At 55.3% G+C, this 18,647-nt stretch carries 15 protein-coding genes and 1 pseudogene; 7 read left to right on the plus strand and 9 right to left on the minus strand.

Going from position 1 to position 18,647, the window contains the following annotated elements:
* The 3 genes from ACODR9_RS23530 to rstA form a co-directional block, all read right to left on the minus strand.
* On the minus strand, positions 1 to 460 hold a 460-nt coding region (locus ACODR9_RS23530; RefSeq protein WP_488812967.1), incomplete at its 3' end, for a hypothetical protein.
* Between the two features lie 140 nt (positions 461 to 600).
* The gene (gene rstB, locus ACODR9_RS23535; protein ID WP_488812969.1) at positions 601 to 1,872 is read right to left on the minus strand and encodes a two-component system sensor histidine kinase RstB; all 1,272 of its coding nucleotides are present in this window, start codon (positions 1,870 to 1,872) and stop codon (positions 601 to 603) included.
* Between the two features lie 3 nt (positions 1,873 to 1,875).
* Positions 1,876 to 2,592 (minus strand): two-component system response regulator RstA, encoded by a 717-nt coding sequence (gene rstA / locus ACODR9_RS23540; protein WP_488812971.1) that lies wholly within the window; start codon positions 2,590 to 2,592, stop codon positions 1,876 to 1,878.
* A 217-nt stretch (positions 2,593 to 2,809) separates the two neighbouring features.
* Between rstA and ACODR9_RS23545 the strand changes: the two are divergent.
* The 7 genes and pseudogenes from ACODR9_RS23545 to cyoE form a co-directional block, all read left to right on the plus strand.
* Positions 2,810 to 3,982, plus strand: a pseudogene (locus tag ACODR9_RS23545) (FIST signal transduction protein); the annotation flags it as partial.
* A complete protein-coding gene (locus ACODR9_RS23550; RefSeq protein ID WP_488812991.1) occupies positions 3,965 to 4,795 on the plus strand; it encodes a methyl-accepting chemotaxis protein in 831 nt (276 codons plus the stop codon). The pseudogene ACODR9_RS23545 and the gene ACODR9_RS23550, both read left to right, overlap by 18 nt.
* Positions 4,796 to 5,519: 724 nt before the next feature.
* Positions 5,520 to 6,407 (plus strand): ubiquinol oxidase subunit II, encoded by an 888-nt coding sequence (gene cyoA / locus ACODR9_RS23555; protein ID WP_488812973.1) that lies wholly within the window; start codon positions 5,520 to 5,522, stop codon positions 6,405 to 6,407.
* Positions 6,408 to 6,410: 3 nt separating this feature from the next.
* Positions 6,411 to 8,453 (plus strand): cytochrome o ubiquinol oxidase subunit I, encoded by a 2,043-nt coding sequence (gene cyoB / locus ACODR9_RS23560; protein ID WP_488812975.1) that lies wholly within the window; start codon positions 6,411 to 6,413, stop codon positions 8,451 to 8,453.
* Positions 8,454 to 8,467: 14 nt separating this feature from the next.
* Positions 8,468 to 9,079 carry a cytochrome o ubiquinol oxidase subunit III gene (cyoC, locus tag ACODR9_RS23565; protein WP_488812977.1) on the plus strand — a complete coding sequence of 204 codons (612 nt, stop codon included), beginning with the start codon at positions 8,468 to 8,470 and terminating at the stop codon, positions 9,077 to 9,079.
* Positions 9,079 to 9,402, plus strand: coding sequence for a cytochrome o ubiquinol oxidase subunit IV (gene cyoD, locus ACODR9_RS23570; protein WP_089084461.1), 324 nt, complete (start codon positions 9,079 to 9,081; stop codon positions 9,400 to 9,402). The genes cyoC and cyoD overlap by 1 nt, the downstream gene beginning before the upstream one ends.
* Before the next feature lie 11 nt (positions 9,403 to 9,413).
* Positions 9,414 to 10,298 carry a heme o synthase gene (cyoE, locus tag ACODR9_RS23575; RefSeq protein ID WP_488812993.1) on the plus strand — a complete coding sequence of 295 codons (885 nt, stop codon included), beginning with the start codon at positions 9,414 to 9,416 and terminating at the stop codon, positions 10,296 to 10,298.
* A 166-nt stretch (positions 10,299 to 10,464) separates the two neighbouring features.
* Here the strand turns inward: cyoE and ACODR9_RS23580 are convergent, their stop codons facing one another.
* The 6 genes from ACODR9_RS23580 to ACODR9_RS23605 all read right to left on the minus strand — a co-directional run.
* Positions 10,465 to 11,787, minus strand: coding sequence for a WD40/YVTN/BNR-like repeat-containing protein (locus tag ACODR9_RS23580; RefSeq protein ID WP_488812979.1), 1,323 nt, complete (start codon positions 11,785 to 11,787; stop codon positions 10,465 to 10,467).
* A gap of 89 nt (positions 11,788 to 11,876) precedes the next feature.
* Positions 11,877 to 12,155, minus strand: a complete 279-nt coding sequence (locus tag ACODR9_RS23585; RefSeq protein WP_488812981.1) for a hypothetical protein — start codon at positions 12,153 to 12,155, stop codon at positions 11,877 to 11,879.
* Between the two features lie 225 nt (positions 12,156 to 12,380).
* Positions 12,381 to 12,653: a hypothetical protein gene (locus tag ACODR9_RS23590; RefSeq protein ID WP_488812983.1), complete on the minus strand. Its 273-nt coding sequence runs from the start codon at positions 12,651 to 12,653 to the stop codon at positions 12,381 to 12,383.
* 205 nt (positions 12,654 to 12,858) lie between these two features.
* Positions 12,859 to 13,371: a hypothetical protein gene (locus tag ACODR9_RS23595; RefSeq protein ID WP_488812985.1), complete on the minus strand. Its 513-nt coding sequence runs from the start codon at positions 13,369 to 13,371 to the stop codon at positions 12,859 to 12,861.
* A 26-nt stretch (positions 13,372 to 13,397) separates the two neighbouring features.
* Positions 13,398 to 17,951: an RHS repeat-associated core domain-containing protein gene (locus ACODR9_RS23600; RefSeq protein WP_488812987.1), complete on the minus strand. Its 4,554-nt coding sequence runs from the start codon at positions 17,949 to 17,951 to the stop codon at positions 13,398 to 13,400.
* Positions 17,952 to 17,985: 34 nt separating this feature from the next.
* Positions 17,986 to 18,647: DUF2345 domain-containing protein (locus ACODR9_RS23605; protein ID WP_488812989.1), on the minus strand; the 662-nt coding region annotated here is incomplete at its 5' end.

Genomic DNA, 18,647 nt, shown 5'->3' on the forward strand with positions numbered 1-18,647 from the left:
CTTGGGCTTTCTGAGCGGAAGCGTCCTTCTTAGCCTTTACTTTCTTGGCTTTCTTGGCCGGAGCGGAAGCGTCAGCAGCTTGGGCTTTCTGAGCGGAAGCGTCCTTCTTAGCCTTTACTTTCTTGGCTTTCTTAGCCGGAGCGGAAGCTTCAGCAGCTTGAGCTTTCTGAGCGGAAGCATCTTTCTTAGCTACTTTTTTAGCTTTCTTGGCCGGAGCGGAAGCTTCAGCGGCTTGAGCTTTCTGAGCGGAAGCGTCTTTCTTGGCTACTTTTTTAGCTTTCTTGGCCGGAGCGGAAGCTTCAGCGGCTTGCGCTTTCTGAGCGGAAGCGTCTTTCTTTACTTTCTTCTCAGCTTTTTTAGCTTTGTGGATAGCTACCGGAGCGGAAGTGTCAGCAGCGAAAGCAGCAGTAGAGGTCAGGCCGAAGGCAGCGGTCAGAGCGAGCAGAGCCAGCTTTTTCATTTTTATACAACTCCTAAGTTCATCTTGAAAATTCAAGTTGGAAAGCGGACTGATAGTCCTATTCAGGGGGGCATCGTAACGGGGTGGGCCGGGTAGCGTCTACCCGAACCATGTATCTCAATGTAACTAAATGTACATTCTCATGTTGGCCAACGAATAATGAATCGTGCACCGCCCAGTGGCGAAGCTTCAACCCGCACTTCGCCATGGTGCAGACGGGCAATGCCCGCGACGATGGCCAGCCCCAGCCCGTGGCCCCCGGTTTTGCGGCCACGACTTTCATCCAGCCGGATGAAGGGGTCGAATACCCTGGCTCGGTCGGCTTCGGGAATGCCCGGACCGTCGTCATCCACCATGATGGTGCAGTTGCGGTTTTCTACGCTGAGCGTGGTCTGGATGGTACTGCTGGCGTAGCGGCGCGCATTGGACAGGAAATTGTCCAGCGCCCGGGTGACCAGATACTGGTCGGCAAGAAATACCAGCTCGTCCCCCGCTGGTTCTATCCAGTGCATGTCTGGTGCCAGGGTGGCTTGTTCGTGAATGCGCTCCCTTGCCCAGGCCACCGCATCAAACTGGGTGAGTTGCAGTGGTGCTTCTGGCCGGTCCAGCTTGGCATGAAACAGCAGCTCTTCCACCAGCGAGTCGATGGCGTCCAGGTCTTTTTCAATCGCTTTCTTGGCCGGAGAGTCCTCATCGCCTTCCAGCAGGGCCAGCCGGTAGCGCAGCCGTGCCAGCGGGGTGCGTAGTTCGTGGGCAACTGCATTGGTCAGGGCCTTTTTGCTGGCCAGCAAGGCGGCAATGCTGTCGGCCATGTGGTTGAACGCGGCGGCAACCTGGCGTACCCCTGAGCGACTGGGCAGGTGCACTCGGGCGGAAAAATCGCCACCGGCAAGTTTGCCGGCAGTCTTTTCCAGGGTGACCAGATCCTTCCAGTGTGGCTGCATCCACAGGAATACCGGTATCGCCAGCGACAATCCCAGCAGCGCCAGCAAGGCGTAATCCACTGATTTGAGCTGATGCAGGAAAAACAGATAGCGCAGCGGGCCGGCAACCAGCAAATAGTTGCTGTCCTCAATTTTTTGCAAGAAGAGGTATTTGTCTTCCAGCATGACGATTTCGCCCCGGTTCAGCGCATCTTCCGACTCTTCATCCAGTAGGTAGCTGCTTTGCTTTTCCACCGTTACCTTGAAGGTGAAGTCGTGGTTGGAGCTTTGCAGGGTTTCCGTCCAGCGGTCTTCCGGCACGCCGTGCAGGTCTGCCTCGATCAGCGACAGGGTGGTGCGCAGCAGGTCGGACAGGTAGCGCTCGCCCACATCGTCCACCGCCTGCTTGTAAACCGCGCCAACCATCACCACCGCCACCATGAAACAGGTAACCAGCAACAGGTAAAACTGGATGAACAGACGACGCATCGCTTATTCCCAGCCGGACAGCGAGAACAGATAGCCGCGATTGCGTACTGTCTTGATGCGGAAGGGTTCGGTGGGGTTGTCGCCCAGTTTTTTGCGCAGGCGTGAAATGGCCACGTCGATGCTGCGGTCCAGGCCGTCATAGCTGACGCCGCGCATCTCTTTGAGCAGGATGTCGCGGTTGAGGGTTTCGCCGGCATGGTTGGCCAGCAGCCACAACAGGTCGAAGTCGGAGGTGGAAAGGGCAACTTTTTCCTTGCCCAGGATCACGTCGCGGCTGACCGGGTCTATCGATAGCTGGCCGAATATCAGCTTGCGCTGCGTTTTGATCGGTGCGGCCTCGCTTGCCGGCTGCATCGGTCGCATATTGCGCAGTTGCGAACGCAGGCGTGCCACCAGCACCGAGGGCGGGGTGGTTTTGAGGATGTAGTCGTTGGCACCCAGCTCCAGGCCCAGGATCTGGTTCATGTCGCTGTCCAGCGAGGTCAGCATGATGATGGGGCCATCAAAGTTGGGCCGCAGTTCGCGGCAGATGGATAGGCCGTCCTTGCCGGGCAGCATGATGTCGAGCAAGACCATATCGGGTGCTTCGCGCGCGATGGTGGCGAGCGCCGTGTCGCCGCGAGGTTCAATCACGACATCCATTTCGTGGCGGGCCAGAAAGTCGCTGATCAGTTCGGCCAGATCGGCGTCATCTTCTACAAATACGATACGGTAAGTCATGCCTTGCTATCCATCCGGTTGAATCAGTACCGCAGGAGTATGGCGCGAGGTGCGCACAGACTCAACCGTGGACTACGCAGGATGTGGCTCTGAGTTAGATCAGAACATTCGTAATAACTTGCTGGAATGCACTGTTTTTCTTGCTAATATGCATTTTAAAGCATGTCATAAGCATGAAAATAATAATGATTCACATTGCCAATGGGAGAGTGACAGGATGTTTTTCAAGCGCAATAAACCCACCATTCAAAGCGAGCCAGGCAAGCAGGGCTCTGCTCCCATCCAGATCATTCGCAGCCGCACCTCTTCCGTGGATAACGATCTGCGTGCCGCCAGTCGGGACGATATCGCTCTGGTACTCGGCTTTATCAATCCGGCCGCCAATCTGGACCAGGTAGCGCGTAGCGCCGCAGCGGCGTTTCCCGGTGCCAAGGTGGTGCTGACCACCACCGCAGGCGAGTTGTGTTCCATCAAGGCAAATGACCCGCTTTATCTCCCGGCCAATGCCGGTTGGGACAGCATGGTGTTCCAGCTGTTCGACAAGAAGCTGCTGTCTGGCGTCCATGTGGCGAGCGTGCCGCTGGGTTGCGAAGACATCAAGGCCGGCCAGCCCAAGCTGGCGCATGACGAGCGCGTGCGCCGTCTGATCGATAATCTGGCACGGGTGCAGCCAGGGTTTTCGATGAACTATCAGGAAGGTTTCGTGCTGACGCTGGTGGATGGCCTGTCCAACAGTGAAAGCTATCTGATGGAGGCTATTTACGAGTCGGACCGTTTCCCCTACTTGTTCATTGGCGGTTCTGCCGGTGGTCCGCTGGATTTTTCGATGACCCGCTTGCACGACGGCCAGAGCGTGCGCGAAGGCCACGCCGTGCTGGTTTTCATCAAGTTGGCACCGGCTTACCGTTATGGCGTGTTCAAGTCGCAGAACTTCCAGGACACCGGAACTTCCTTCACCATTGCCAAGGCTTGTTCCGAACTGCGCAGCGTCGAGTCGGTATTTGACCGAGATGGCAAGGTAGCCAATGTGGTAGAGGTGTTGGCTCGCCATTTTTCCTGTCGACCGGCCGAAGTGGCCGAGCGTTTGGGCACGTTCAGCTTCGGCATCAAGATCAAGAATGAAATGTTTGTCCGTTCGGTGTTGAGCGTGGATGCCGAGCGCGGGATATTGCACTTTGCCTGTGATCTGTCGTTTGGCGAAGAGCTGCATCTGCTCAAGCAGGAGGGCCTGGTAGAACGCACCCAGAGCGACTTTTCCCGCTTTACCCAGGGCAAGCCGCAAGCCATTGGCGGCTTGCTCAACGACTGTATCTTGCGTCGACTCAACAACGGTGCGGCACTTGCCGGCAGCAATGTCTACGGTGATATCCCGGTGGCGGGCTTTTCCTCGTTTGGTGAATTACTGGGTGTGAATATCAACCAGACCCAGACCGCCATCTTCTTTTATCCCGCCCAGGACAATTTCCAGGATGATTTTATCCAGCGATTCCCGGTGCACTATGCCAATTTCAAGAACTATTTCTACAGTCGTGAAGTGTCGCGGGCGCAGTGTATCGACCGGATGAAGTCGCAGGTCATTCATGAGCTGCAGGGTTACAAGAGCTTTGCCAGCCAACTGATGGAAAGCCTGCCGCTGTTCCGCCAGGCCTCCGCCGAGCTGGTGACCCACCTGGTTGCTATCCAGAACGAGATTTCCCGCTTTTCCGGCAGTGTAGAGCAGGGCAACAAGACTTCGGCCAATGTCAGCCTGCGCATTGTCGAGCTGGAAAAGGATGCCCGGCAGATTGGCGACGTGATGCTGATGATCAAGAAGATTGCCGAGCAGACCAATCTTCTGGCGCTGAATGCGGCAATTGAGGCCGCACGTGCCGGTGAAGCTGGCCGTGGCTTTGCCGTGGTGGCGGATGAAGTGCGCAAACTGGCCAATAACACCCAGTCCAATCTGGATGCCACCGGTGGTGCGGTGGAGCATGTGATGAGCGGTGTGGCGCAAGTTGGCGTAGACATGCGCCTGATGAGCGAGCATGTCAGCAGCTTTGCCGGTGATATGCAGCAGGTTGTGGAGCTGCTGGGCAAACTGACTGCGTCGTCCAATAGCAGCCAGGAGCAACTGGACCAGATGGTGGACAGTACCGGTGAGCTGTACGAGCGCATGCGCAAGGTGGATCAGGACCTGGAGGCCATTCTGGCGCTCGAACGCTGAATCTGCCGTAACCGGATTTTCACCAGCCGCCGACTTGCTTGCAAGCGGCGGTTTTTTCATGCCCCAGGCACGGGGTGCAGTGCTTGCTGACGCAAGAGGACACCGGCGCGCTGACATTTTCTTGTAACAAAATGTAACGGTTCGGATGCTGCATTGCGTAAGCCATGCTTATGGCTTAAATCGTTGTCGCGCCAGCCACGAATCAGGCTTGTTTGCCTTGATGCAAATCAAATATGCACCATTTTGAGGCGTATTTTCCACCCCAAACCGCCCGCTGCTTGCTTGCTAAGCGCAATGAAACTGATTTTTAATAGCGCGCCCGCCACTGTGACAAATTGTCGCAAGCTTGTCAGCCAGCGTCATCAGGCTGTTCGACTTTTCCTTCGCAGGTGGTGGTGTGGTGTGTTTTCTTCAAGAAGGCCCGCCACGCCGGTGCTGCCTGGCAGCACGGCTTACAGCGGTATGCCTGGTACTGCCTGCGGCAGCCAAACCACCCATGCCGACAGTATTTACGGAACGATATTCACCCTGGACAGGGCTGCGTGTGTGCGAGCCAGGTCCGGACTGCGGGGCTTGCCCCCGCCTGTGGCATCACTGACGGTGGCATGGCCGCACCCGCCATGACTCCGTCTCTCGTGCAAGCGAGCAACGAATCTTTAACCCGTAAAGTCGTATGATGAGAAACTCTAGACCCACCCGCCTGTTGTGGGGGCTTTCTCCTGTCGTGACTGCACTGCTCACCGGTTGTCAGGGTGGCATTCTTGACCCGAAAGGGCAGGTTGCAGCGGATGAGAAGTCCCTGATCATCACGGCCACCGTGCTGATGTTGCTGGTTGTCATTCCGGTGATCGTGATGACTTTCCTGTTTGCCTGGAAGTATCGCGCCAGCAACAAGGACGCCATCTACACACCCAAGTGGTCCCACTCCAACAAGATCGAGGCTGTGGTCTGGATCATTCCCATCATCATCGTGGCCTGTCTGGCTGTGGTGACCTGGAAAACCACCCACAAGCTGGACCCGTACCGCCCGCTGGATTCGGACAAGAAGCCGATCAATGTGCAGGTGGTGGCCATGAACTGGAAGTGGCTGTTCATCTACCCGGATTTGCACATCGCCACCGTCAACCAGATTGCCTTCCCCAAGGATGTGCCGGTTAACTTCCGCATTACCTCTGATGCTGCGATGAACTCCTTCTTCATTCCGCAGCTGGGCGGCCAGATTTACGCCATGGCCGGCATGGAAACCAAGCTGCATCTGGTGGCCAACGAGGCGGGTACCTACAAGGGCTTCTCCGCCAACTACAGCGGTGCGGGCTTCTCCGGCATGAAGTTCAATGCCATCGCCACCGAAACGCCAGAACAGTTTGATGCCTGGGTACAGAAGGTGCGCACAACGGGCAAGGCCTTGAATGCCGACACCTACCTCGCCCTGGCCAAGCCGAGCGAAAACAATGCCGTGGCCTTCTTCAATACGCCTGAACCGCGTCTGTTTGATGCCGTGCTGCACAAATACATGGCAGGTCGCCAGTCGCTGGCTGCCACCGACGACGAACTGAAGCTGGCAGCACTGACCAAGCGTCTGTGCGAAACCCCGGCCGTCAAGGAGCAATAATCGATGTTGTTAGGCAAACTGACTCTGGATGCCATCCCTTACAAGGAACCCATCATTGTGGCTGCGCTGTCCGGCGCTGGCCTGATGGGCCTGCTGGTGATGGCACTCATTACCAAATTTGGCAAATGGGGCTATCTGTGGAAAGAGTGGCTGACCTCGGTTGACCACAAGAAAATCGGCGTGATGTACATCATCGTCGCCATGGTTATGCTGCTGCGCGGCTTTGCCGATGCACTGATGATGCGTGCCCAACTGGCTATGGCCACCGACGGGCATCTGGGGGTATTCCCGCCAGAGCACTACGACCAGATCTTCACCGCGCACGGTGTGATCATGATCATCTTCATGGCCATGCCTTTCATGACCGGCCTGATGAACATCGTGGTGCCGCTGCAGATTGGCGCGCGCGACGTGGCCTTCCCCTTCCTCAACTCGCTGAGCTTCTGGCTGTTGGTGTCGGCGGTAATCCTGGTCAACCTGTCGCTGGGGGTGGGCAACTTTGCCCGTACCGGCTGGGTGGCCTATCCGCCGTTGTCCGAGCTGGGTTTCAGTCCTGATGTGGGGGTGGATTACTACACCTGGGCGCTACAGATATCGGGGATAGGGACGACGCTAACGGCGATCAACTTCCTGGTCACCATCATCAAGATGCGCGCACCGGGCATGAAGCTGATGCAAATGCCGATCTTTACCTGGACCTGCACCTGGGCCAACGTGCTGATCGTGGCTTCCTTCCCCATCCTGACCGGCGCGCTGGCCATGCTGAGCCTGGACCGCTACCTGGACTTCCACTTCTTTACTGCGGAAGCCGGTGGCAACGCCATGATGTACCTGAACCTGTTCTGGGCCTGGGGCCATCCTGAAGTTTACATTCTGGTGCTGCCGGCCTTCGGTATCTTCTCCGAAGTCATCTCCACCTTCTCTGGCAAGCGCCTGTTTGGCCATACTTCCATGATCATCGCCAGTGGCGTGATTTCGGTACTGGGCTTCATGGTGTGGCTGCACCACTTCTTCACCATGGGTTCCGGTGCGGACGTCAACGCCTTCTTCGGTATCGCCACCATGGTGATTTCGGTGCCAACCGGCGTGAAGCTGTTCAACTGGCTGTTCACCATGTATCAGGGGCGTATCCGCTTTACCCCGCCGGTACTGTGGACCATGGGCTTCATGGTGACCTTCTCCATCGGCGGCATGACCGGCGTGCTGATGGCGGTACCGGGTGCTGACTTTGTGCTGCACAACAGCCTGTTCCTGATTGCCCACTTCCACAACACCATCATTGGTGGCGCGGTATTTGGCTATCTGGCTGGTTTCTCTTACTGGTTCCCCAAGGCCTTCGGCTTCAAGCTGAATGAAAAACTGGGCAAGGCGGCTTTCTGGTTCTGGCAAAGCGGCTTCATGTTTGCCTTCATTCCGCTGTACGTGCTGGGCTTCCTGGGTATGACCCGTCGTCTGAACCATACCGACAATCCGGCATGGGACCCGTGGCTGTATCTGGCCTGCGTGGGCGCGGTGCTGATTGCCTGCGGTATCGGCTGCCAGCTGCTGCAGATTGTGGTGAGCATCCGTGATCGCAAGAAACTGGCCGACGTGACCGGCGACCCGTGGAATGGCCATACCCTGGAATGGTCCACTTCCTCGCCGCCGCCGTTCTACAACTTTGCCGTTGTGCCGCATGTGCATGATATCGACGCCTTCACCGACATGAAGGAAAAGGGCGAGGCCTACAAGGTGCCGCAGAAGTACGCACCGATTCACATGCCAAGCAATACCGCCACCGGCGTGTACATCGGCGGCTTCACCACCCTGCTGGGTTTTGCCTTGATCTGGCATATCTGGTGGCTGGCAATTGTTGGCCTGGTTGGCATCATCGGCGCCATGCTGGCCCGTGCCTACGACAACAATCTGGACTACTACGTACAGCCGGATGAAGTCGAAACAATCGAGCGTGCCCACTTCGAGCAAATGGGCATTGATGTGGACAACTACAGCGAACGCGATGCCGACAAGCCGCGTCGTGGCAGCCGTCCCACCACTACCGCTTAACAGGTTGAGCCAAGATGAGTACTTATGTAGAGCACGCGCACGACGCGCATGACGACCACGAGCACCACGACAGCGGTTCGCAAACCGTGCTGGGCTTCTGGTTTTATCTGATGACCGACTGCATCCTGTTCGCCACGGCTTTTGCGGCGTACGCGGTGCTGTACCGCAACGTTGCCACCGGCGTTTCGGGCAAGGAAATCTTTGAGCTGCCTTATGTGATGGGTGAAACCGCAGCTCTGCTGCTGTCCTCCATCACCTATGGTTTTGCCATGATTGCCGGTTACAAGGGCAACAAGTCGGCCGTACTCGGCTGGCTGGCCGTCACCTTTGCCTGCGGCGCCGTGTTTATCGGCATGGAAGTGAACGAGTTTCACCACCTGATCGCCGAAGGCCATGGCCCCAATGTCAGCGCCTTCTTGTCGTCCTTCTTCGGCCTGGTGGGCCTGCACGGCCTGCACGTTACTGCCGGCCTGATCTGGATGACGGTGATGATGTTTGAAGTGGCCAAGACCGGCCTGACCGGCCGCGCCATGACCCGCCTGAACTGCCTCAGCCTGTTCTGGCACTTCCTGGACATCGTGTGGATCTGCGTGTTTACCGTCGTGTACCTGAAAGGAGCCATGTAATGAGCCAGGCACATGAACATGCTGCCGATCATGGCAGCGTAAAAAGCTACCTTACCGGCTTCGTGCTGGCGGTCATCCTCACCGCCATCCCGTTCTGGATGGTGATGAGCGGCAGCTTCACCAAGCAGGCCACCGTTATCGGCATCTTCGGCTTTGCCGTGGTGCAGATCATCGTGCACCTCAAGTACTTCCTGCATCTGAACTTTACCAAGGACGGCAAGCTCAACAGCTTCTCCTTCCTGTTCACCGCGATGATCATCGTGATGCTGGTGGGCCTGTCGGTGTGGATCATCTCCACCGCCGATGCACTGATGCTGCGCTGAGCCGGGACGTGATGAAACTCAAGCGCTATTTGCAGGTGACCAAGCCGGGCATCATCTTCGGCAACCTCATCTCCACCGTGGGCGGTTTCTTGCTGGCAACGCAGGGTAGGCTGGACTGGACCCTGCTGCTGGCCACGGTGGCCGGGTTGTCCTTGGTGGTGGCCTCCGGCTGCGCCATCAACAACTGTATCGACCGCGATATCGACGCACGCATGGCCCGCACCCAGAAACGGGTGCTGGTAACTGGCGACATGAGCCCCAAGGCAGCGCTGGCACATGGTTTTGTGCTGGGTGTCGCCGGCTTTGCCACGCTGGCCATCTGGACCAATGTGCTGGCCTTGTGCTGCGCGCTGTTCGGTTTCCTGATCTATGTCGGCGTGTACAGCCTGTACATGAAGCGCAAGTCGGTATACGGCACCCTGGTGGGCAGCCTGTCCGGCGCAGTACCGCCAGTGGCGGGTTACTGTGCCGCCAGTGGCCGCTTTGATAGCGGTGCGGCCATCCTGCTGCTGATGTTCTGCCTGTGGCAAATGCCGCACTCCTACGCCATCGCCATCTTCCGCTTCAAGGACTACGAAGCCGCGAAGATTCCGGTGCTGCCGGTAGTGAAGGGCATTTCCGAGGCCAAGCAACAGATCGTGCTGTACATCCTGGCTTTTGCTGTGGCTACGCTGCTGCTGGTGTTCTACGGCTACGCCGGTTATGGCTATCTGGCGGTGGCCTGTGCTACCAGCCTGTGGTGGCTGAAAATGGCGCTGTCCGGTTACAAGGAAAGCACCGACGACCGCGTCTGGGCGCGCCAGGTGTTCTTCTTCTCCATCATCACCGTGACCGCACTGTCGGTGATGATGGCAGTGGATGGCCAGGTACCCACGCATATCGGCTGGATGCTGTAAGTACTGCCCGCATCAGATCAAACCTCCGCCTGCAGCCTGGCTGTCGCGGAGGTTTTTCTTTATCTGGGCTAGGAGCAGGGCGGTCCATGACGGCTATACAGGAACAGCCAGCGATGATGGTGAGTAAATACCATCATTGCCAGCTGGAGGGAGTCAATTTCAGTTATTAATTCAATTCCCGCCAATATAAAGACCGGTACTGATACTTCCAGATACGATTCTTATCCCCTTCGTAGTACCACGCATAGGCCATGCCATCGTTAGTCTCTTTCCAGGTTTGGCCTCTGTCGGTACTGACCAGGGTGATGGAATCAGAAGTGGTTTTCTTCTCATTTAAACTTTCCCCGGCAAGTACCAGTTGATCTTGTGGCCCAACAAATAGCGCACCAGGAACAACGTGTTCGTCAAACTGATGACGGTAGCTTTCCTTTCCATCCTTCCATTGAATATAAGCCGCAGGACGCTGTTGGGTTTCAGCTACTTTTTCAGATTTTAATTTTCCCAATAGCGTAATCAGATTCAAGCTGCCATCGTGTGATGCCTTGATATCTATCACTGATTGCTGTTGAAGAACGATCTCTGGCTGCATCCACTTACCTGCCAATTCATCCAGCGAGGCAGATAAGGGAATACGATACAACAATGTACTTTCGGTCACATCCCCGATACCAGCAGCCAGTTTTGCCTTGCGTACATAAAATGCCACCCGTAATGCACCATCATCAGCCAGATCGAAAGCACTGAAAGTGGCCCGACTGTCTTTAATCATAGGTAACAAACCATTTCCGCTCGGATGGCCAGTAAGCTGCTGATTCGTCCATGAAGGCAGAGTAATTTCCTGCCAACGCTGTCCCCCATCAAAGGTACGCCATATGCGCATACCATCGGCAACCAAGTAACCGCGCTTGCCATCTGGCATGAACAAGGGCTGGCCTGGTTGAACCCGTTCTGGCCATTGCAACTGCTGCCAGCTCTGCCCACCATCTATTGATTTCCACAACGTATGCCAACGTTGCCCATAACCATCAGGACCATTGGGTAGCTTGAAGTTTGTCCAGTCAGTACTCACATAAATTGTTTTCCAATCAGGGGAAATCCACCAGGCACCATTTTGACCGGGCTTTTCAAAGATGCGATGAACACCCTTATCCATATCGCCCCGTAATAAGCGGACTGAAGCCCTATTCCCTATTTCATCGACATTATTCATCCACTCTTCTGTGAACTCTGCCACTTCGGGATTTTTCAATTCGGCAGCGGGCTTGAATTTAAATTCGGGCCCAATAGGCTTGAAGATAATAACTTGCCTGTCGCGAATACGAATGTCGCCACCACCATAAGGCTTTTCATGCTCCATCAGATCAGTTTCGTATGTCCACATACTTAATATTCTATAAACCCCATAACCTCCCGCCACAAGCAAGACAAAACCAATAATTATGATCACCAACCATTTAAGCACAATACGAAAAAATAAAAATAGCATCATCAAAAATTCACTGACAAAAATTTAAATAAGCCAACTTATTCGCCACAATTTATAAATATATAAAAATATCTTTATTGTAAACTTTATATTTATCTACTACAGAAAACTAAACCGATCTCATTCTTTCCGTACTGGTTCCATGCCGGCACTTTCACGCCTTGGATAGCGTCAGTGTGCACCTGGGCCAGCGGGATGAAGCTGCCGGGTTCAAACAGGTAATGCACGGCGGCGTCGTCTTGGGTTTCAAACGCCAGCACGTCGCCATCCCAGCCGTACAGGGTTGTCTTGCCCTGACTGAGCTTGGCGATGCGGCGGCCCAGCGAGTCATAGCGGTATTTGGTGCTGTCACTGCTTGGATAGTTCAGCAAAAAGCGATGACAAGAAAACGCTTGAGGAGGGCACTAAGGAGCGATGACCACTTCTTTCAAAGCAGCAACGAGGTATTGACGGGCAAGAACCACTTTCTTAGCCCTAAATTTGATATCAGATAGCGTCTTACACGATAGCAACCGAGTAAAGATATTGTTCGCTAGGATCGTGCACTACTTAATTCCGGGGCGAAACCTCGCAGGGCCACCGTACCTTTTGATTATCTAAACAGGAAAGTATCTCACAAGCCCTTTAGAAATATTCTCTTCTGAATTCAGCACCACAGAATCAAGATCAAGGAAATCAACTCCCTTTATGCCATTATCAATCATGGCTTTCCTCATGCGATCAGAGACAATAAGGGTGAGCTGACTTTTTGCCGCATCGAAAATATCCAGCAAATCATAATCCATATTCTCTTTAAACCTTAACACCTCAAACATATCACCAAACTCACCACCTAACTTGCTGGTCTTGAAATTAACAACATTCTTCATACTAATTTGCTCAGTAGTAGCATAATGGCGCTCACATCCCCAATAACTTCACCATGACTTTGCCTTCCACTCTTCTATCACAAAGAATGGACTACCTGCATCTTCACTCTACTTCAAAATCAGAAATCAGATATAAATAACAATAACGAAGTAAAAATCAATTTTAAAAATTGCTCAACTACATACACTTACCGCATTTTCGTAATTACTTCATCATCGAAAAATTTTTAAATAAAATATTTAACCGCAAACTATCACACAAGAGTCGCATAGACTCCGTGGCAAAGAAAAATTGTGGATTATCTAAATCTCTAACAATAAAATCTTCATCATCCATCACCACCCCATCTCTAATACGTATCTCATAATCACCCACCCGTTCAAATACCCTTTTCCTATTCAACACTACTCCAGCAAAAACCTCATAAAGACCGCCATTCACATCGACTTTTGCGGGATAAAATGTCATCTGAGATGACATTTTATCCCGCAACGCATCAGCCGCACGAGTTGAAAAAACAGGAAAAGCCATAGTTGGCTCAAAAAAATCATACGCATTAAAATTGGATTTATTAAAAAAAGACTGAGCCTTCATAACAAAAGGATATCCTTTTTCAAATCTAGCAACAGGAACACCTAGCATAAAATGGTCCAAAACAGACCCATTCGTGTCTTTTACATCAAAATAGCAGTTATCATTCGATTCCGCCGTACTCATAGTATATATTCTCATCACGCCACACCTCATTTATTTTTCGATCTCATTGGAGATGCACAAGTTAGCTTCCCAGAATTCAAGTCTGCCCTAAGCTTCAATTGCAAGTCAGAAATTTCCTTTTGCGCCCTCACTTTATCCCACCCTTCTTGACGAGATTTAATATTCATCTCATCTAATTTAGCCTGCACCATTCTATTATAAGCCGCATGCTCTTCGGTCCAGCCTCGGTGATATCCTTTCTTCTTGGAGTCTATACCCTCACACACCGGCATATACATCATATTTCCTGCAGAATTCACATCCAACCCTGCTTTTTCAAATACTGGATGACCTTTTAGTGAATATGGAATGATATGCTGGCGCTGATATCCTTGCTTAGTTGGCATCCACGTGGGAAAGCGCTCCAAACCGAGTGGATCAACCCACTCAACCGGATTCGGCGCATAGCTATGGATATTAATCCCACCCATCAACCCAATCGGATCACGCGAGATAAACCGCCCTATCTCCGGATCATAGTAGCGGTGGCGGTTGTAGTGCAGCCCTGATTCGTCGTCATGATACTGCCCCTGGAAGCGGAAGGGGTTGCGGATGCCAGCGGAGGCGGCTGCCTCGGCAATTACTTCCCGTGCTTCGCCCCAGGCCTTGTAATCCATCTCCAGTGCCAGTTGGCCTTGCGCGTCGGTAAGGGCTTGCGGGGTGCCGAGGTGGTCGGCGTGGTAGTAGTACACCGCGCGCGGGGAGGATGGTTCCGGCCCTGCCTGCAGCAGCGGGTCGCGCTCCGGGTCGTAGGGGTTGTACTGGTTCCATGCCGGCACTTTCACGCCCTGGATCGCGTCGGTGTGCACCTGGGCCAGCGGGATGAAGCTGCCGGGTTCGAACAGGTAATGCACGGCGGCGTCGTCTTGGGTTTCAAACGCCAGCACGTCGCCATCCCAGCCATACAGGGTTGTCTTGCCCTGACTGAGCTTGGCGATGCGGCGGCCCAGCGGGTCATAGCGGTATTCGGTGCTGCCGCCACCCGGCGCTGTCAGCCGGCTCAGGCGGTTGTAGCCGTCCCATTCCAGCTGGGTAAGGCTGCCGTTGACGCGCTTTTCGATAAGGTTGCCACGGCTGTCGTAGCGGTAGTGACGGCCGGCGTAGTGGCTTAGCAGATTGCCCAACAGGCTGTTGTCCTGATGGCCGTCGGCTGTCGGGGTGTTGTCCAGCAGGTTACCCGCCGGGTCGAAGCGGAAGCTTTCCACGCCTTTGGGGGTAGCGGCCTCCAGCAAGCGGCCTACCGGGTCGTAACGGTAGTTGATCTGGCCGCTGCGATTGTCGGCAATGCCGGTGAGTTGGCCGGCGGCATCGTACTGGTACTGGCGGCTCCATTGGGTGGTGCCACTCAGGCGCTGGCTGCTGAGGCGGCCGGCTTTGTCGTAAGCCAGGGTTTGCTGCAGCGCATTGCCCAGCACGCGCTGGGTTTCGCGGTGCAGTTTGTCGCGCTCCAGATTCAGGATGTCGTGCTGGCCGAACAGCAGGCCGTGCACGTGGCCACTGCCGTAATTGAGTACGTCCACGCGGTGGCCGTCCGGGCGGAGCGTAGCGATGCGGTTGCCCAGCTCGTCGTACTCATGCCGCCAGCGGAAGGTTTGTCGCAGGCCCGCAAGGTGGTAGCCGTGGTGTTCTTCGCTGATATTGCCGACCGGGTCGTAAATCCAGCGCAGGCTGGCATAGCGGTTCTTGGCTTTGAACAGGCGGCCAGCCGGATCGTAGCCGAAGTTTTCCTTGCTGCCCGGCGCGCTGCGTTCGATCAGGCGACCGGCGCGGTCGTAGCGGTAGTGGGTGGCGACATCGCCTTCCTGTTGCTCGGTGAGACGACCGGCATCGTCGTAACGGTAACGGGTAACTGCACCGTCAAAGCCGGTTTCCGCAATCACCCGTCCGCCTTCATCGTATTCAAACAGGTAGTGACGGTGGTTTTCGTTGCGCAGGGAAATCAGCCGGCCCAGTTTGTCGTAGCGGTAGGCCAGTGCGTGGCCGTTGGCATCGGTGCGGCTTTGCAGGCGCCCGGCCTTGTCGTAGTCGTAGTGTGTGTTGCGACCCAGCGGGTCGGTGATCTTGAGCAGGCGGGATTCGGCATCGTGCTCCAGCTGGGTGGCCTGGCCATCCGGCGCCACGATAGCGCGCAGGCCACCATTGTCGCCGTACTGGTAGCGGGTAGCGCTGCCCATGGCATCGATGACGAGTACCGAGCGGCCACGCTCATCGTATTGCCATTGGGTGACGCTGCCGGAACAGTCGGTATAGCTTTCCAGCAGGCCATCCGGACGATAGCTGATCTTTTTGGCGCCGCCTTTGGCGTCGGTCACGGCAACCGGCAGGCCTTGCTCGTTGTAGGCGTACTTGGTTTTGTGACCCAGCGGGTCGGTTTCTTCAATCAGCTGCCCCTTGTCATCGTAGGCGCGCAGCCATTTCTCACCCAGGGGGTCGGTGATTTCAATCAGGTTGTCCTGCTCGTCGTAGGCAAAGGCCACTTCGCTGCCATCAGCACGCTCATGCAGCACCAGATTGCCTTTGGCGTCGTAGCTGTAGTTGTCCTGGCTGGCATCCGGATGAATGTGAATAATCAGGCGTTTGTTGGCGTCATAGTTCAACCACTCTTCGCTTCTGTCCGGGAAGATGGTGCGGTAGTGGTAGCCCTTTTCGTCAAAGTAATACTCGGTGGTGCGGCCATAAGCGTCGGTGACATAGGTCAGATCGATGCGCTCATCCCACGCCAGACGGATATCCAGGCTGCCATCATCCGCGTATTCATGAATGGCGCGTGCGCCGGCATGGTGGCCATCCCACTCCAATGTGGTGCCACGGCCAGTGCGGTCGGTGTAGCGCGTAATCAGGTGGTGCTGATATGCGTAGCTCCAGCTGTGCCCGTTCTCATCTGTCGCGGACAGCAAGTCGCCGGCATCCCTGCTTAAAGGCTGCCGCTCTGTGTAGTGATACTCGGCCAATTTGCGCAATGGCCGGAGGGTTTCTGGGTCTTGCTGGTTGATCTGGACAATGCGGCCATGCGCATCGTAGGACAAGGCAACAAGATAGCCGGCACTGCTGACCAACTGGCTGATGCGGCCATCGCGAAAGTTTACTGCCAGCGTGTTGCCCGCACGGTCCTTAATCAGCGCCAACAGATAACGAGACCCCTGTTTCTCGTACAACTGGACCAGCTCATGCCCAAAACTGAGTGAAATCAGCTTGTCGTCCAGGCGGGTAAGCGTGTGGCCTTCCAGTTCATCTTTCAGTGACTCCCCCAAGGGCAATAAGGGGTAGTCCAGTTTGCGGCCGGCATCATCGTAGTACACCAGTGCTTCGCCGTTTTCCTCGAAGCGAGAAGAAAACGGTGCCATCCAGCGCGCACCGAGCGGACCATCCGCATCGTTGGCATCAAAGTCGGAACGGTAAACCCGCTGCCAGACGATAGGCATGACACCCGGCAGGGTAAAATCCGTATGGATCAGGGTTTCCACCCCGTTCAGGTAGTCAATCGATCTTGGCGATGCAGGCTTACCCGCTGGACAACCACATTTGGGGCCAAGCCCGCCGCCCTTGAACAGGCTGACCACCTCTTTGTGGATCTGCTTGACCTGTTTGGCAACTTTACTCATACCGTTTTTAACCGCGCCGCCCTTTTTATCCAAATAGACTTTGAAAGCGGCTTTCAGCTTGGCCAGCAGCGGTTTGAGCTTGTCTGCCAGTACCTGCATCAGTTTTTTCGGCAGCTCTGCCGCCCATACTGCAAGCGCAGAGGCCATCTCTCGCAGGGTGGCGCGCAATGCGGGGGATTTGGCAGTCATGTCATCAACGGCTTCTGCCGCCGTCACCACCATGCCGGCGGCAACTTGCTTTTTCTTCTCCCCAACTGCCTTGTTGATGGCGTCCATGTGCGCACCGATGCTTGCCCAGAAACCGCCATTGGTTTTTTCCAGGTTGTAAGCCACCGGTTTGACGGGAATGTTCTTGGCCGCAAACTTACCCAGCGTACCGGTACCGGCGCTGCGCAATAAATCCGCTAAATCCAGCAGATACTTGCTGCCGTCCTTGATGCACTGGTTCAGGCAGCCATCAATCTTGCTCTCGACATAGTCCACCCACTGCTCAGGGCGACCACGGAAATCGCCGGGCAGCATATTGATCAACTGCCCTACCAACTGCGGTGCAATGACATACTCAGCAACATCCTTGCCTGCCCGGCGCATGGCATTGGCGCACACTTTCAATGTCGGGCGGGTACTTACCTTGAATAAACTGCCGGCTGCGGGAACAACGCCAATCAGGTCTACCCCCAGAAACATCCAGTCAAAAATATCGACTTCCTGCTTCTTACGGTTCTTCTCGCTCATATCCATGATGTCGACCACCACATCACCCACGGAAATGAGGTTGCCGACCACCGGAATCGCGCCGCCAATGGTGGTGAGGGTTTCTACACTCAAATAGCCGTCGCTGATGCCCTGCAGCCATTTGTCAAAAGATTGTCCAGTTTGGGCCAGCGCCTTGGAGGCATTGGCCGGGGTACCGTCAAGTACAGCAACAGGAGTGGTCATGAAGGTTCAACTTTGAGGATCTGGATTGACGATGTCAGAACTTGGGCATGGTGGGCAGTGCATCCTGGGCCTTGCCCATCAATGCGTCCTTCGCCTGCCCTTTAAGCGCGGGTATGGCACTTTGCGGATTGCGCGCCAGTGCAAGAGCCTGCTGGGCCTGGCCAGCCATTGCGCTTACCTGTCCCGCAGCACTGCGCAGTTGCTGACTGACGCTACCCAGCGTGCTGCTCAGCTCCTGCATGGCTTTGTCTTTTACCGCCCCCCCCATCTGCTGCAGCGCCGCTTCAGGCTGTTCCACAAAGGGGAAGATGTCGGCCTTGTCCTGATGCGGCCGCCCCAAAAACTCGACTTGTGCCGCTCCAAGAGGCAAACCATGCACGATCGCCTTGCCGGCCTCGTCCAGTACCCCCTTGTGTTTGATACCTAGCGCATCAGTCACCACGAACTTGCCCTGATTCATCGAGTAACCATTAGCAAATTCGTGCAATACCTGCAGGTTGCCCGTACCGGGCTTGGCAAAGACTGGCATCGGCGTACTGAGGCTGGCCGGCCCACTCAGAGCATGGTTCGCCCCTTTCACACTCACCACGCTGGGGCAGTGGATTTCGATATTGCCCCCCTTCAGCCGGATATAGCCGCCGCCGCTGGTCAGCAAGATTTCCTGGCTGGCGGCAATGGTGACCTTGCCCTTGGCCG

Source organism: Aquitalea sp. FG25 (assembly GCF_057809375.1).

Coding starts and splice junctions, on each gene's coding strand:
- rstB (WP_488812969.1), bottom strand. CDS start 1,872: ATGCGTCGTCTGTTCATCCAGTTTTACCTGTTGCTGGTTACCTGTTTC.
- rstA (WP_488812971.1), bottom strand. CDS start 2,592: ATGACTTACCGTATCGTATTTGTAGAAGATGACGCCGATCTGGCCGAA.
- cyoB (WP_488812975.1), top strand. CDS start 6,411: ATGTTGTTAGGCAAACTGACTCTGGATGCCATCCCTTACAAGGAACCC.
- cyoC (WP_488812977.1), top strand. CDS start 8,468: ATGAGTACTTATGTAGAGCACGCGCACGACGCGCATGACGACCACGAG.
- cyoD (WP_089084461.1), top strand. CDS start 9,079: ATGAGCCAGGCACATGAACATGCTGCCGATCATGGCAGCGTAAAAAGC.
- cyoE (WP_488812993.1), top strand. CDS start 9,414: ATGAAACTCAAGCGCTATTTGCAGGTGACCAAGCCGGGCATCATCTTC.
- ACODR9_RS23580 (WP_488812979.1), bottom strand. CDS start 11,787: ATGATGCTATTTTTATTTTTTCGTATTGTGCTTAAATGGTTGGTGATC.
- ACODR9_RS23590 (WP_488812983.1), bottom strand. CDS start 12,653: ATGAAGAATGTTGTTAATTTCAAGACCAGCAAGTTAGGTGGTGAGTTT.
- ACODR9_RS23595 (WP_488812985.1), bottom strand. CDS start 13,371: ATGAGTACGGCGGAATCGAATGATAACTGCTATTTTGATGTAAAAGAC.
- ACODR9_RS23600 (WP_488812987.1), bottom strand. CDS start 17,951: ATGACCACTCCTGTTGCTGTACTTGACGGTACCCCGGCCAATGCCTCC.